12 protein-coding genes are annotated in these 13915 nt (G+C 66.2%); 6 read left to right on the forward strand and 6 right to left on the reverse strand.

Translation table 11 applies throughout. The annotated features are described in order from the left end of the window. From WAO18_RS15195 to WAO18_RS15220, 6 genes are all read left to right on the forward strand, one after another. On the forward strand, positions 1 to 357 hold a 357-nt coding region (locus WAO18_RS15195; RefSeq protein WP_422207085.1), incomplete at its 5' end, for a potassium-transporting ATPase subunit C. A gap of 122 nt (positions 358 to 479) precedes the next feature. Continuing rightward, positions 480 to 3074 (forward strand): DUF4118 domain-containing protein, encoded by a 2595-nt coding sequence (locus WAO18_RS15200; RefSeq protein ID WP_422207095.1) that lies wholly within the window; start codon positions 480 to 482, stop codon positions 3072 to 3074. Further along, positions 3071 to 3751 (forward strand): response regulator, encoded by a 681-nt coding sequence (locus WAO18_RS15205; RefSeq protein ID WP_422207086.1) that lies wholly within the window; start codon positions 3071 to 3073, stop codon positions 3749 to 3751. The genes WAO18_RS15200 and WAO18_RS15205 overlap by 4 nt, the downstream gene beginning before the upstream one ends. A gap of 218 nt (positions 3752 to 3969) precedes the next feature. Further along, positions 3970 to 5763, forward strand: coding sequence for an NAD-binding protein (locus WAO18_RS15210; RefSeq protein WP_422207096.1), 1794 nt, complete (start codon positions 3970 to 3972; stop codon positions 5761 to 5763). A 624-nt stretch (positions 5764 to 6387) separates the two neighbouring features. Next, on the forward strand, positions 6388 to 7803 hold the full coding sequence (locus tag WAO18_RS15215) for a PPE family protein, SVP subgroup (RefSeq protein WP_422207087.1): 1416 nt from the start codon (positions 6388 to 6390) through the stop codon (positions 7801 to 7803). Between the two features lie 56 nt (positions 7804 to 7859). Further along, a complete protein-coding gene (locus WAO18_RS15220; protein WP_422207088.1) occupies positions 7860 to 9269 on the forward strand; it encodes a PPE family protein, SVP subgroup in 1410 nt (469 codons plus the stop codon). 1 nt (position 9270) lies between these two features. Here WAO18_RS15220 and WAO18_RS15225 read toward each other — a convergent pair whose 3' ends face one another. The 6 genes from WAO18_RS15225 to WAO18_RS15250 form a co-directional block, all read right to left on the reverse strand. After that, positions 9271 to 10221: an exopolyphosphatase gene (locus WAO18_RS15225; protein WP_422207089.1), complete on the reverse strand. Its 951-nt coding sequence runs from the start codon at positions 10219 to 10221 to the stop codon at positions 9271 to 9273. 49 nt (positions 10222 to 10270) lie between these two features. Next, positions 10271 to 10762, reverse strand: coding sequence for a DUF501 domain-containing protein (locus tag WAO18_RS15230; RefSeq protein ID WP_422207090.1), 492 nt, complete (start codon positions 10760 to 10762; stop codon positions 10271 to 10273). Beyond that, entirely contained in the window at positions 10755 to 11429 is a 675-nt protein-coding gene (locus tag WAO18_RS15235; RefSeq protein WP_422207091.1) for an FtsB family cell division protein, read from the reverse strand. The genes WAO18_RS15230 and WAO18_RS15235 overlap by 8 nt, the downstream gene beginning before the upstream one ends. Positions 11430 to 11448: 19 nt before the next feature. After that, on the reverse strand, positions 11449 to 12729 hold the full coding sequence (eno, locus tag WAO18_RS15240; RefSeq protein WP_422207092.1) for a phosphopyruvate hydratase: 1281 nt from the start codon (positions 12727 to 12729) through the stop codon (positions 11449 to 11451). A gap of 54 nt (positions 12730 to 12783) precedes the next feature. After that, the gene (locus tag WAO18_RS15245; RefSeq protein ID WP_422207093.1) at positions 12784 to 13515 is read right to left on the reverse strand and encodes a lytic transglycosylase domain-containing protein; all 732 of its coding nucleotides are present in this window, start codon (positions 13513 to 13515) and stop codon (positions 12784 to 12786) included. 199 nt (positions 13516 to 13714) lie between these two features. Then, positions 13715 to 13915, reverse strand: a 201-nt coding sequence (locus WAO18_RS15250) for a hypothetical protein (RefSeq protein ID WP_422207094.1), incomplete at its 5' end; no start/stop codon positions are given.

Genomic DNA, 13915 nt, shown 5'->3' on the forward strand with positions numbered 1-13915 from the left:
CCCGCGTCGGCGTTCCAACAGTTCTACGAAGGCGTGCGGGTGCAGTGCGCCCAATATGGCCAGGACTACTCGAGCGGTCAGATCGTCCCGGTTCGCGGGGCGGCGCCGGATCACCCGGTTGTGCCGACCGATGCCGTCACCGCCAGCGCAAGTGGTCTGGATCCCGACATCTCTGCGGCATACGCCGACATTCAGGTGGCGCGGGTGGCCAGCACCCGCGGAATCAGCGCGGCGCAGGTGCGCGCTGCGGTGAGCCACAATCAGCACGCCCGCCTGCTCGGCGTTTTCGGCGAGCCAACGGTCAACGTGGTGGCGCTCAATCTGCAGCTCGACCGCGAACTCCCGGTGAAGTCTTGACCTTCCCGGTGGATGATGTCCATGTGACTTCCACCAACCAACCGGCGGTTCCACCGGCGAGGGGCCCCGACGAGCCGCGTTCCGTGCACACCACGTACCAGGAAGAAGCGCTTGGCCACCTGGTGCAGTCGCAGCGACGGGGCGATTTGCGCATATACCTCGGCGCGGCACCGGGTGTCGGCAAGACCTGCGCGATGCTCGGCGAGGCACACCGCCGACTGGAGCGCGGTACCGACGTCGTCGCTGCGGTCGTAGAGACCCACGGCCGCAAAAAGGTCGGCGAACTAGTCAAGGGCATCGAAGCCATACCGCCGCATTACATCTCCTATCGCGGAAGCATGTTTCCCGAACTCGACATCGAGGCAGTGCTGCGGCGCAAGCCGGAGGTGGCCCTGGTCGACGAATACGCACACAGCAACATCCCCGGCAGCGTCAATGGAAAGCGTTGGCAGGACATCGAAACACTGCTTGACGCCGGCATCACGGTGATCTCGACACTCAATATCCAGCACCTGGAAAGTCTCAACGACGTCGTCGCACAGATCACCGGCATCGAACAACGCGAAACGGTGCCCGACGAAGTCGTCCGGAAAGCGGCCCAGATCGAACTGGTCGACATCACACCGGAAGCGTTGCGGCGCAGGCTCGCCCACGGAAACGTCTACCCGTCCGAACGCATCGATGCCGCGCTCTCGAACTACTTTCGTCAAGGCAACCTGACCGCACTCCGCGAGATCGCCCTGCTCTGGCTTGCCGACCAAGTCGACTCCGCATTGGCGAAATACCGCGCCGACAAGAAGATCACCGATACCTGGGAAGCGCGCGAACGCGTGGTGGTCGCGGTCACCGGCGGCCCGGAGTCGGAAACCTTGGTACGCCGCGCATCCCGCATCGCGTCGAAGTCAAGCGCCCAACTCATGGTGGTGCACGTCGTCCGCGGCGACGGACTGTCCGCAGTATCGCCACGCGAGATGGGCAAGGTGCGCGAGCTCGCCGCCAGCATCGGAGCCACCGTCCACATCGTGGTCGGTGAGGAGGTGTCCTGCGCGCTCTTGGATTTCGCCCGCGAGACCAACGCCACCCAGCTGGTTCTCGGCAGCTCTCGACGGTCGCGATGGGCCAGCATCTTCAGCGAGGGAATCGGCGCGGCGACCATCAACAACTCGGGCAAGATCGACGTGCACATGGTCAGCCACGAGCAGGCCAACCGCGGCTTGCCGTTCTCGGCTATTTCGCCACGCGCGCGCCAGCTGATGTCCTGGCTCGCCGCCATCACCCTCCCGTGGGGCATCTTGGCGGTCACCATGCGGTTGGATCCGACGCTCGACATCGGCGGCAAATCCGCCATCTTCTTCGCCGGGGTGATCGGCGTCGCGTTGTTCGGTGGTGTGGCGCCCGCTGTGCTGGCCGGGGCAGTGTCCGGGGTGTTACTGGACTACTTCCATACCGAACCGCGATACTCGTTGACCGTCGCCAAGACGAGCAACCTGTTGACCATCGTGCTTCTGCTCGGGATCGCGATGGCGATCGCCGTGCTGGTGGACGCCGCGGCCAGCCGGGCCCGAGAGGCCAGGCGGGCAAGCCAGGAGGCCGAGCTGCTCTCGCTGTTCGCCTCGTCCGTGCTCCGTGGCGCCGATCTCAGCACGCTGCTGGAGCGGGTGCGCGAGGCATACTCCCAGCGCGCGGTGTGTCTGGTGCGGGAGGTCGAGGGCCACCCGGTAGCGGTCGCGGGCGTTGGCGCGAATCCATGCGTGAAAGTCGACGCCGCTGACACTGCGGTGAAGGTCGGCGACGAGGAGTTCTGGCTATTGATGTCCGGGCGCGCTTTGACCGGCCGCGACCGCAGGGTGCTCTCCGTCGTTGCGACCCAGGCCGCTGGTCTGGTCAAACGAGACGAGCTCGCCGAAGAGGCGGAAAAGGTTAAATCGCTCGCCGAAGCAGACGACTTGCGCCGGCTGCTGCTGTCGGCTCTCGGCCACGACCTGCGGACTCCGCTGACTGCCGCCAAGGCCGCGGCATCCAGCCTGCGCGCCGAGGACGTCTGGTTCTCCCCGGAGGACACCGGTGAGTTGCTTGCCACTATTGAAGAATCGGTGGATCAGTTGACCTTGCTGGTGGCGAACCTGCTGGACTCGTCTCGGCTGGCGGCCGGCGTGGTGCGGCCAGAGCTGACCGAGGTCTACCTCGAAGAGGTCGTGCAGCGCGCGCTCATCGGCATCGGGGGGCGCAACACCATTTACGGACGGGCCAGCATCGACCGGGTCAAGGTGGAGGACGGTGGCACGGTCGCCTTGGGCGATGCCGGCCTGCTGGAGCGGGTGCTGTCAAACCTGATCGACAATGCGCTGCACTACGCGCCGGGAAGCATGGTGCGGGTCAACGCGGGACAGGTCGGAGACCGGGTCTTGATCAACGTTATCGACGAAGGCCCGGGAGTATCAAAAGGCGCCGCCGAGCAGATGTTCCAGCCGTTCCAGCGGCTCGGCGATTTCGACACGACCACCGGTCTGGGCCTCGGCCTGTCGGTGGCCAAAGGATTCGTCGAGGCGATGGGCGGCACCATCACTGCGAGCGACACTCCCGGCGGCGGGCTGACGATCTTGGTCGATCTGGCCGCGCCGGCGACAGCGCAGGCCGCAGCGACGAATACGAGGGCCGCCGATGACCGCGCCGGCGACGAGGCAGAGCCCAGCGATGACGAGGAGCGGCGTTCGTGACTAGGGTGCTGGTGGTCGACGATGACCCCCAGCTGCTACGCGCACTGCGCATCAACTTGTCGGTACGCGGCTACGAGGTGATCACCGCCCCGACGGGGTCCCGCGCATTGGCGGTGGCCGCCGAACACCCACCCCAGGTAGTGATCCTGGATCTCGGCATGCCTGATATCTCCGGTATCGAGGTGCTCGCCGGCCTGCGCGGCTGGCTGACGGCTCCGGTGATCGTGCTGTCCGCTCGCACCGATTCCTCAGACAAAGTCGGCGCACTCGACGCGGGCGCTGACGACTACATGACGAAACCGTTCGGCATGGACGAGCTGTTGGCTCGATTGCGGGCCGCGGTGCGGCGGGCCGCGGTGGCTACCGGCGCGGACAACCCCGTCGTGGAAACGAAGTCGTTTCTCGTCGACCTCTCGGCCAAACGGGTCATCAAGAACGGCGAGGAAGTCCATCTGACCCCGACGGAATGGGGCATGCTGGAAATGCTGGTGCGCAATCGCGGCAAGCTGGTCGGTCGCGAAGAGCTACTCAGAGAGGTCTGGGGACCCAAGTACGCCAAGGAAACCCATTATCTGCGCGTCTTTCTCGCGCAGTTGCGGCGCAAGCTCGAGGACGACCCGTCGCGTCCCGCCCATCTGCTGACCGAGGCGGGCATGGGCTACCGCTTCGAGGTGTGATGGGTTGCGCGAGAATGGATTCGCGCTGCGATGCGACCGCCTGTGTCGTCACGACATGACGAGTCACATTCCGTGCCAGCAAAATTGAATGTTGCGGCCGGAATCGACAATGTCGTGGTGTAGCCTGTACTGGTAGCGGCGTCAGCAAAGCGGGTGCGCAGCCGCGCGAAGTCTCCGGCTCGATCGCAATCAGGTACACCCCAGTGGCGGATGAGAGTATGCAGCATCACATCATTGTCAGCGGTGACGATGCGCTGGCCACCACGATCATCGAGGAGATGGAAAGCGCCGGCGCGAACGTTGTCCGACTGGACGACGGCGAGTTCACCTCAGTCGCTGAAGATTTAGACCGAGCCGAGATCGACGACGCGCTCGCAGTCGTGTGTGCCGGCGACGACGATGCCGTCAACCTCGAAATCGCCTTGCTGGCAAGGAGGGCCAATCCCTCCGTACGTGTGGTCGCCAGGTTGGCAAATGACGTGCTGCGCGCGGCGATGGCCGACGAGAACGGGCCCGGCGCGATCCTCGATGTCGCCGACTTGACCGCGCCGTCGGTGGTCGAGGCATGCCTGGCGCGGCGAGCCCACCCTTTCGAGGCGGCCGGGGTTGAGTTCCTGGTCTCGGGCAGCGAGGCACCACGCGCGGCGACGCTTCGCGAGATCTACGGCGACCTGGCCCCAGTGGCGATCATCCACGGGGAGAACTCATCCAGTCCGGGCGAGATCGAGGTGTGCCCGACCCGAAATCAACGGGTGCTCGCAGGGGACCGTGTGGTGATGATCGGCACCGCCGACGAGTCGGCCGAGCGCGGTCTCAAGATCCGGCGGCCAACCGAAACGCGATCACAGCGAGCGCGACTACGACGACTGCTCGACGGCGTACGGACGGTCGTCAACGACTTCAACCCGGCGTTCTATCCGGCCCTGGCGGCTGCCCTGACTCTCATCGTCATCTCAATGATGCTGCTGCACTACAACTATCGGCATCCGCGAATGACGTGGGTCGACGCGTTGTACTTCACCATCGAGACCATCACGACAACGGGCTACGGCGACTTCAGCTTCGCTCATCAGGAAACATGGCTCCGCCTGTTCGCCGCCATGCTGATGTTCGGTGGCGCGACCACGATCGCGTTGCTGGTCGCATTCATCGCCGACGTGCTGCTGTCCCGCCGCTTCGTCTTCGCCTCAGCACGCCCGCGGGTACGCCATTTGCGCAACCACGTCATCGTCGTCGGCCTGAGTGCGCTGGGCATGCGGGTGGTTACCGACCTGCTCGCGTCCGGGCACGACGTAGCGGTCATCGAGATCGACGAGGACAACCGGTTCTTGTCGGCGGCACGCGCCCTCGACGTGCCGGTGATCTTCGGCGACGCGACACTGGTTCAGACGCTCGAGGCGGCGCGCGTCGAACGCGCCCGCGCAGTGGCCGTGCTGACCCGCGACGACATGATCAACATCGAGACCGGGATCGTGCTGGCCGAGATGCTCGGGCCGCGGGTGATGCCCAGAATCAACCGGCGCGCTGAGGTTTCGGTGGTGCTCCGGGTGTACGACCGTGCGCTGGGTCTGGCGGTCGCGCAGCGGTTCGGTTTCGAGAACGTCCGCTCCTCTGTCGCACTTGCCGCACCGTGGTTCATTGGCGCCGCGATGGGTGTCGAGGTGCTGGGTACCTTCTCGATCGGCCAGAGTTCGTTCATGGTCGGTGCGATGCTGGTGGCCGACGGCAGCGAACTCGACGGATTGCAGATGGGCAAATTGTCGAGCAAGACGCGCGTGATCGCGATCTACCGGGAGGACTCCCCGATCGATCTGCGCCCTCGCCACGAGGGGCGGCTTCGGGGCGGTGACACCGTGTACCTGGTCGGCCCGTACCGGGAATTGGTGGCCACCCTGCGTAAGGGATTGCCGCCCCGGCACGCCGTTGCCGATCCGGAACGCCCGGACGACGCCGAGGAACCACCCGCACAACAGCAGGATGCCGACGCCAGCCGCCAAGCACGCACCGGCTGAGCGTCACCAGATCGGTATTTCACGCTCCCGTACAGCATCCTTACGGAAACCTGGCAACTCGCTGGAGAGCCCCCTGCCGGGGAGAGATGCCGTCAGCCACCGCTTAGACTCGGGCCAACCGTTGCGCCGGGGGAGAAAACGCTGGTCAAAGCTTTGATGAACCTGAAAAATACGAAGGATTAACCTGAGACTTATACGTGATCGCTACCGCAATGCATCATTGAGTGGGCGCGATTATCTGTCCGACCCGCTTTAAGAACTGATAATGAAATACCCGCCGGACGGGACACTCCGCTGGTGAGAACATTATTCCCACGGCTAGACACCACGAATTAGGCGGCCTGCTCAACCTTTATCGGAAAGGGAAAACATGCTTTCGGGGACCGAGGAGCCCCTATGTCGCAAGCACCCGCTGGCGAATTTGCCGGAGTTCCGCAGCACCGTGAGCGGCGCAGACGCGCCCGCCGCGACGCCCCTGGCGTCGCCGACATCGGCTGACGACGCGCCGCACTCGGTAGCGACAAAGGTCCTGGCGCGTGCCACCATTCACCCAACGGTCAATGGCGCGGCCACGACCGGATGCCTGGTCGGCTCGACCGCGGGAATTAGAGGGGTTGGCTAGCCATGGATTTCGGGAATTACCCGCCGGAGATCAACTCCGCTCGCATGTACGCGGGCGCCGGGTCGGGACCGATGCTGGTAGCCGCTGAGGCTTGGGACACGTTGGCCGCCGAACTCCAATCGGTGGCCAACTCTTATCAGTCCGTGGTGTCGGGATTGACCGCCGGCCCTTGGCAGGGCCCCGCTTCAGCGACGATGAGTGCTTCGGCAGCGTCCTATGCGGCGTGGCTACGAGCCACCGCCGCGCAGGCCGAGGAGACCGGCGCCCAGGCCAAATCCGCGGCCGCCGCCTATCAGACGGCGTTTTCGGCGACGGTGCCGCCGCCGATGGTCGCGGCCAACCGCAGCCAGTTGATGACCCTGATCGCCACTAACCTGTTCGGCCGAAACACCCAGGCGATCGCGGCGAACGAAGCGCAGTACGGCCAGATGTGGGCCCAGGACGTGGCGGCGATGTATGGCTACGCAGCGTCATCGGCTTCCGCCACCCAGCTGACGCCGTTCAACCCACCGCAGCAGACCACGAACCCCGGCGGCACGGCCGGTCAGTCAGCTGCGGTCAGCCAGGCCACCGGCACGGCGGCCGGCAACGCGCAGAACGCCGTGTCATCAATCCAGCAAGCTTTCTCGGTGGTGCCCAACGCACTGCAGAGCGCGGCCGCGGCACCCGCCGCTGCCGGCGACTCGTTGAGCACGATCGCCGACCTGATCTCGATTTTCATCGACCTACCGGCGGGGTTGGCGACGTTCGCGGCCGACATTCCGCTGGGAAGCCTGGGGATTGTCGCCCTCCCCTTCGACGTGGTCGGCGCATTGACCGGTACCCACACCGACCGGATCGTCAGTGGATGGAATGGGGAGCAAACCTGGCCGGGTGAAGGGCCCGCACCTGTCGAACCGTTCCCTGCGCCGCTGCTGAATTTGCAGCCAGGCGCAATGCCGACGCCCAAGCCCAGCGTCGCCGCCGGGCTGGCCGAGTCGAACTCGGTAGGCGGATTGTCGGTACCGCCGACCTGGACCATCTCCACACCCGCGGTGAAGCCGACCGCAGTGACATTGCCGGCGCTACCGGAAGCAGCCGCGGGCGCCGTCGCCGGGGAATCCGGCGCGTCCGGAAGCGCCTTGAGCGAGATGGCGCTGGCCGGGATGGCCGGCCGGGCCATGGCCGGGACAGTTGGCACCGGCGTCGGTCGCGGTGGCAAGGCACCCCAAGGCGCCGGCGCGGTGGCCCGCACCAGCGCGGCGCCAAATACCGCTGACCGCAAGACAACTGGTGGCGATGATGCCACAGAGACCAAGCCCCGGACCGTGGTCACCGGAGTCGCCGCCGAGTTGCGCGAGTTCGCCAAGCTTCGCGACGAGGGCATTCTGACCGATGACGAGTACACCGAGCAGAAGAATCGCCTGCTTGGCCGCTGACACGCCCACCGCCGTCTGGCGGATACCTCAGTCGTCTGGAAAAGGAATGCGCAGCAATGGATTTCGGTTTCTATCCGCCGGAGATAAACTCCGGCCGGATGTATTCCGGTCCGGGATCGGGGCCGATGCTGGCCGCTGCGCAAGCCTGGGTAGCGCTCGCTGACGAGCTGTACACGGCGGCCAGCGGCTACCAATCGGTCGTGTCGGAGCTGACATCCGGCGCCTGGTCGGGCCCGTCGTCTGCGTCGATGAGCGCCGCGGCAGTGTCCTTTGTCGAATGGTTGAGAGCGACCGCCGCGCAGGCTGAGGAATCCGCCGCCCAAGCGCACGCCGCGGCCGCCGGTTACGAGACCGCGTTCGCGATAACGGTGCCACCACCGATGATTGCGGCCAACCGTAGCCTGCTGGCAGCGCTGTTGGCTACCAACTTCTTTGGGCAAAACACGCCGGCAATCGCCGCCACCGAGATCCAGTATGCCGAGATGTGGGCGCAAGACGCTGCGGCGATGTACGGCTACGCGGCCTCCTCGGCATCGGCGACGTCGCTGTCACCGTTCACCCAGCCGCAGCAGAACACCGATCCCGCGTCGTCGGCCAGTCAGGCGGCAACGGCCAGCCAGGCCACCTCCGCCGGCCAAGTGCAAAGCGTCGTTTCGTCTGCCCAGCAAGCCTTTTCCGCGGTCCCGAATGTCCTGCAGGGCCTGGCGACGTCCGACTCGGCAGCAACCGGATCCGCTGCCACCGTTCCGTTGAACCTGTTGAGCGACCTGATCACGCTCTTCGTCTCGGTGCCATCGGATCTGACGTTTTTTGCCGCGGTCATACCGGTGGACATCGCGGCCGGGCCGGTCGACCTGCCGTACGCCATAGTGGATTCAGAGACTGGTCAGCACGCCGACCGCATCGTCAGCGACTGGAACGGCGACGACCCGTTCATCAGGCGAAGCGGTATCCCCTCGTATGACTTCCCGGCGACCATTCTCAACCCCAGCCCAAACGCCGCGTCCGCGATATCGGCGGGCATGGCGGACGCGGAATCGCTTGGTGGATTGTCGGTGCCATCGGGATGGACCGTGGCCGCACCCGAGGTGAAACCGACCGCCTTCACGACATCGCTCGCCACCACGAACGCCGCGGCCGCGCCGGCCGCCGAAGCCGGTGCGGCAAACACGTTCAACCAGATGGGAATTGGCGGTATGGCGGGTCAGGCCATGGCCGGCCCGCCAGCCGCCGGCGAGCCCCAGGAGAGCGGTAAGCCGGCTCGGCTGACCGGGCGCCCCGCGGACCCTCCCGCACACGAAGACGTCGAAGCGTCGCCGGCACCGCGGACGGTCGTCACCGGAGTCGCGGCCGCGATCCGCGACATCGCCGGGCAGCGCGCGCGCGGCTATCTGACCGAGGAAGAGTACAAAGAGCAGAAGAAGCGACTGCTCGAAATCTCCTCCGGGAACCGGCCGTTGGCTTAGCTCAGCCGACGATCGACAGCGCGATGCCGTCCAAGATGTCGTGCTCGCTGACCGTCAACTCCTCGATACCGGCGCGCTCGCGCAGGGCCAATGCCAGTTCCTCGATGACGATGGCGCCGCCGCCGATCACGTCGACCCGCCCCTCGTGCATGGGTCCCAGAGCGGCGCGCTGTGCCCGGGGCATGGCGATCAGCCCGTCGCAGACCGTGAGCAACCGATCCACTCCGACGCGCGAAAGATGAATGGCCGCAGAGTCATACGTGGTCATGTTCTGAGCGAGTGCGGCAACCGTCGTCATCGTGCCGGCCACACCGACCCAGGTGCGGGCCTGTTCCACCGGAACGACGCGTAACGCCTCGCCGAGCCGTTCACGAACCACCTCGCGCGCGAGGCCCACCTCGGCCGGGGTGGGTGGATCGGAGTGCAGGCAGCGCTCGGTCAGCCGCACACAGCCGATGTCGGCCGAATAACTTGCTTGCGCCGTACTGGTCCCCAGCACGACCTCGGTCGACCCGCCACCGAGATCAACAATGACGAAAGGACCAGCAGCCGAATCTAATTCGTTGACGGCACCACGGAAGGACAACTCGGCCTCCTCGGCACCGGTGATCACCTCGGCGACCGCACCATCCACCACGTCGCCGAGCACATCGGCCGTCATCGAGAAGAAGACGTCGCGATTACCGGCGTCACGGGTGGCCGACGTCGCGACCATGCGTATCCGGTCGACGCCGTGGGCCGTGCACAACGCGGCATAGTCGACAAGCGCAGACCGGGTGCGTTGCAACGCCTCCGGCGCGAAGCGACCGGTGGCGTCCACGCCCTGGCCGAGTCGCACGATCCGCATCTCGCGATGCACGTCGCGCAACTTTCCGTCGAACTCCTCGGCGATCAGCAGCCGAATCGAGTTGGTGCCACAGTCGATTGCGGCTAACCGGGTCGCGCGGCTCATCAGCGCCGCTCCTGCTCATCGCTACGCTCTGCTCCGTCGCCGTGGCGGGTCATGTCCACTCCCCCGGCGTCAGGATGCCTGCCATCGACGGCTCGACGGCGAGAACCGCCAGCGCCTCGTCGCCGAACGGATTGGTTCCCCGGCCCTTGGCCAGCGAATGCGCGATCACCACGTGCAGACACTTGACCCGGTCAGGCATGCCACCGCCGGAAAATGTCGTCCCCAGCGGTTCGATCGCATCACGCTCGGCCAGATATGACTCGTGTGCCCGTCGATAGGCCGCGGCCAATTCGGGATCGGACTGCAGCCGCTGTGTCATCTCTCGCATCATTCCCGTTGTCTCCAGCCGGCTCGCCGCAGCGGTCAGGGCCGGATGGGTCAGGTAATACAACGTCGGAAAGGGCGTTCCATCAGGGAGTTTCGGCGCTGTCTTCACTACGCCCGGCTCACCGTTGGGACACCGGTAGACGACGGCGAGCACTCCGCGCGGTTCGCGACCGAGCTGGCGGGCGACCACATCCAGGTCGGCGGGATCAACCACCGGGCGGTAAGGGATTCGGCGGCAATGGACCGGGCGGCAATGGACCGGGCGGCGCGGGTGCGGGTGGAGATGGTGCGGCCGGCGTCGGCGGGCCGTGCGGGCTGTCAGCGATGGTGTGCCACAACGAGGTGTACCAGGGGTCGTTGGTGGCGGCGGCCGTCGGCGCCGACCCCGGGTCGGCGGGCAGCGCCGCGTTCGGCGGAAGCTGGACCTGATAGGGGATCTCGCCCGGCTTGACGAAGCCCAGACGCTCACGGGCTTGTGCCGCGACGTAGGCGGGGTCGGCGAGCTTGCCCTTCTGCTGTTCGAGTTCGGTGATCTGGTGTCGCAGTGCGGCTTCCGATGCGGTTAGCTGTTTCATCTCGGTGCGCTGCGCGAAATAGGTGCGCACCGGTCCGGCGATGGTCAGCGTCAGCACGCAGACCAAGGCAGCCAGGATCGCCGCCCGTCGCGCGGTCAGACCCAGTCGCTGATCCGAACGCAGCTCAGCCGATTCGGCGATCGCCTGCTTAATCGGCTCGACAACCTCGGGCATCGCACGTGACCCGGCCGGCCCACGACGGGCCGCCGTCGATTTGCGCGGCCGGCCCGCTACTGAGTCGCCACCCCGCCCCGGACGCGGGGCCGGTGAGCGCCGCTTCGGTTCTGGCCGTTTCGATTCGGGCATCGGGGCGAGGCTTCCGGGCTTAGGGCGTGTAGCGGGGGAAGGCCAGATCTCCGGCGTAACGGGCGGCGTCGCCGAGGGCTTCTTCGATCCGCAGCAGCTGGTTGTATTTCGCGACACGCTCGCTGCGCGCCGGGGCGCCCGTCTTGATCTGTCCGCTTCCCACCGCGACCGCCAGGTCGGCGATCGTGGTGTCCTCGGTTTCCCCGCTGCGGTGGCTCATCATCGTCCGGTAGCCGCTGTGATGGGCGAGTGCGACCGCGTCAAGCGTCTCGGTGAGTGTCCCGATCTGGTTGACCTTGACCAGCAAGGCATTTGCCGCACCTTTGTCGATGCCTTCTTCCAGCCGTTCGGGATTGGTGACGAAGAGGTCGTCACCGACGATCTGCACCCGGTCCCCGATGGCCGTCGTCAGAGCCACCCAGCCGTCCCAATCATCCTCGGCCAGTGGATCTTCGATAGATACCAGCGGATAGGAGTCAATCAGCTCCGCGTAGAACTGCGTCATCTGATCGGCGGTGTGGGTGTTCTTCTCGAACGCGTAACCGGTGCCGTCGGTGTAGAACTCGGTCGCCGCCGCGTCGAGCGCCAATGCGACGTCGGCACCGAGCTTGAAACCCGCGGACTCGATGGCTTGGCTGATCACATCCAGCGCCGCCTTCGTTCCGGGCACGTCGGGGGCGAATCCACCCTCGTCGCCCAGCGCGGTCGACAGTCCTTGGTTCTTCAGCGCCGCCTTCAGTGCGTGATAGACCTCGGTGCCCCAGCGCAGCGCCTCGTAAAAACTGGGCGCCCCGATCGGAGCCACCATGAACTCCTGAATGTCGACGGCGGTGTCGGCGTGCGCGCCCCCGTTGAGGATGTTCATCATCGGTACCGGCAGGATGTGGGCGTTGGGCCCGCCGAGGTAGCGGAACAGCGGCAACTCGGCCGAATCGGCGGCGGCCTTGCTGACCGCCAGGGAGACACCCAGGATGGCGTTGGCGCCCAACCGGGACTTGTCCGGGGTGCCGTCGAGGTCCAGCAGGGCCTGGTCGACCAGTCGCTGGTCGTCGGCGGACAGGCCGATCACGGCCGGAGCGATCTCGTCGAGTACGGCCTGCACGGCCTTCTTGACGCCCTTGCCGCCGTACCGGTCGCCGCCATCGCGCAACTCGACGGCCTCATGCTCGCCGGTCGACGCGCCGGAGGGCACCGCGGCCCGCGCGAAGGTCCCGTCGATCAGGGCCACCTCGACCTCGACTGTCGGGTTGCCGCGGGAATCGAGGATCTCACGGGCCCCGACCTGCTCGATAATCGGCACTGGTTCTCCTTGTGTCGTCCGGTCGGTAACTGCCAGTAGCCTAAGGCCTGCGTGTCAGAGCCAATGACCTGCCGCGTAGGCGGTGGCCCAGTCGCGAACGGCGCGGGCGTAGACGTCGGAGTCGTTGTAGGCCCACAGCGCCGTGATCCACCCGCGCGCAGTGGCCAGATCCTTCCCCCGCCAACACAAATACCCCGCAGCTGACAGCGCGGCATCGTCGATGTTGTCGACGCTGATCACGCCGTCGTTGTTGGCGTCCACGCCGTACTCACGCCAGGTCTCGGGGATGAACTGCATCGGTCCCATCGCCCGCACGGTGTCCGGCTCGCCGTCCATACCGCCCGGCTGGCTGTCGATGATGCGCATGGTGCCGTTGGTTCCGTCCAGCACAACACCCCTGATCGGCGGTCGGACATCACCGTTGGGAAACAGCGTCGCGTGGTGATAGGTGCCGTGGTGGCTTTCCACCTGCCCGATTCCGGCCAGAGTGGTCCAGGCGAGGTGACAGTTCGGGTTCTCCACCTCGGCGACCCGCGCCGCGTAGCCGTAGGCCTCCAGAGCCGTCACCGGAATCCGCATCGCCGCGGCGCGCGCGGCGGCCCAGGCATGCAGTTGGTCGGCGGGGCGACCTTTGGCGTGGGTATCGACCGGCGGTACCACGGCCCCGGGTGGCGGCGGGACGCCTTTAGGAATGTATGGGCCCAGCTGCCATGAACAGCTTGATGCCAACAGCAGCGCTGTTGCGCCTACGACGGCCAACGCGCGCAGCCAACGGACCGGCGACACAACACACCCCTAAACCAACGATTTCCTCAACTATGGTCCCATGGGAATCGAGTAGGTCACCCGGCCGTGAACGCCAGGTAGCCGGCCAACCCCGGCTGTGCAGCAATAATGACCTACGCCCCAGCTGCATCTAACCGGGCACGAATCCCGCCACCGGGCGTGTCGAACATCACCGCGCCAGCAGTTGCTTTCGCAGGCGTTAATTCGATTTTTGGCCTTTTTTGGGCTTGGCAGGCGCGGCGGCGGCATCTTTGGCGGCTGGCTCCTCGGGCTCGGCGGCGGCGGCATCTTCGGCAGGCGCGGCGGCGGCATCTTCGGCAGGCGCGGCGGCATCTTCGGGCTCCGCGGCGGGCTCGAGTTCGGAATCGGCGGACGACGGCCAGCAGGCGCGCCATTCTTC

It is taken from the genome of Mycobacterium sp. (assembly GCF_049278535.1).
In the GTDB taxonomy this organism is placed as follows: domain Bacteria; phylum Actinomycetota; class Actinomycetes; order Mycobacteriales; family Mycobacteriaceae; genus Mycobacterium.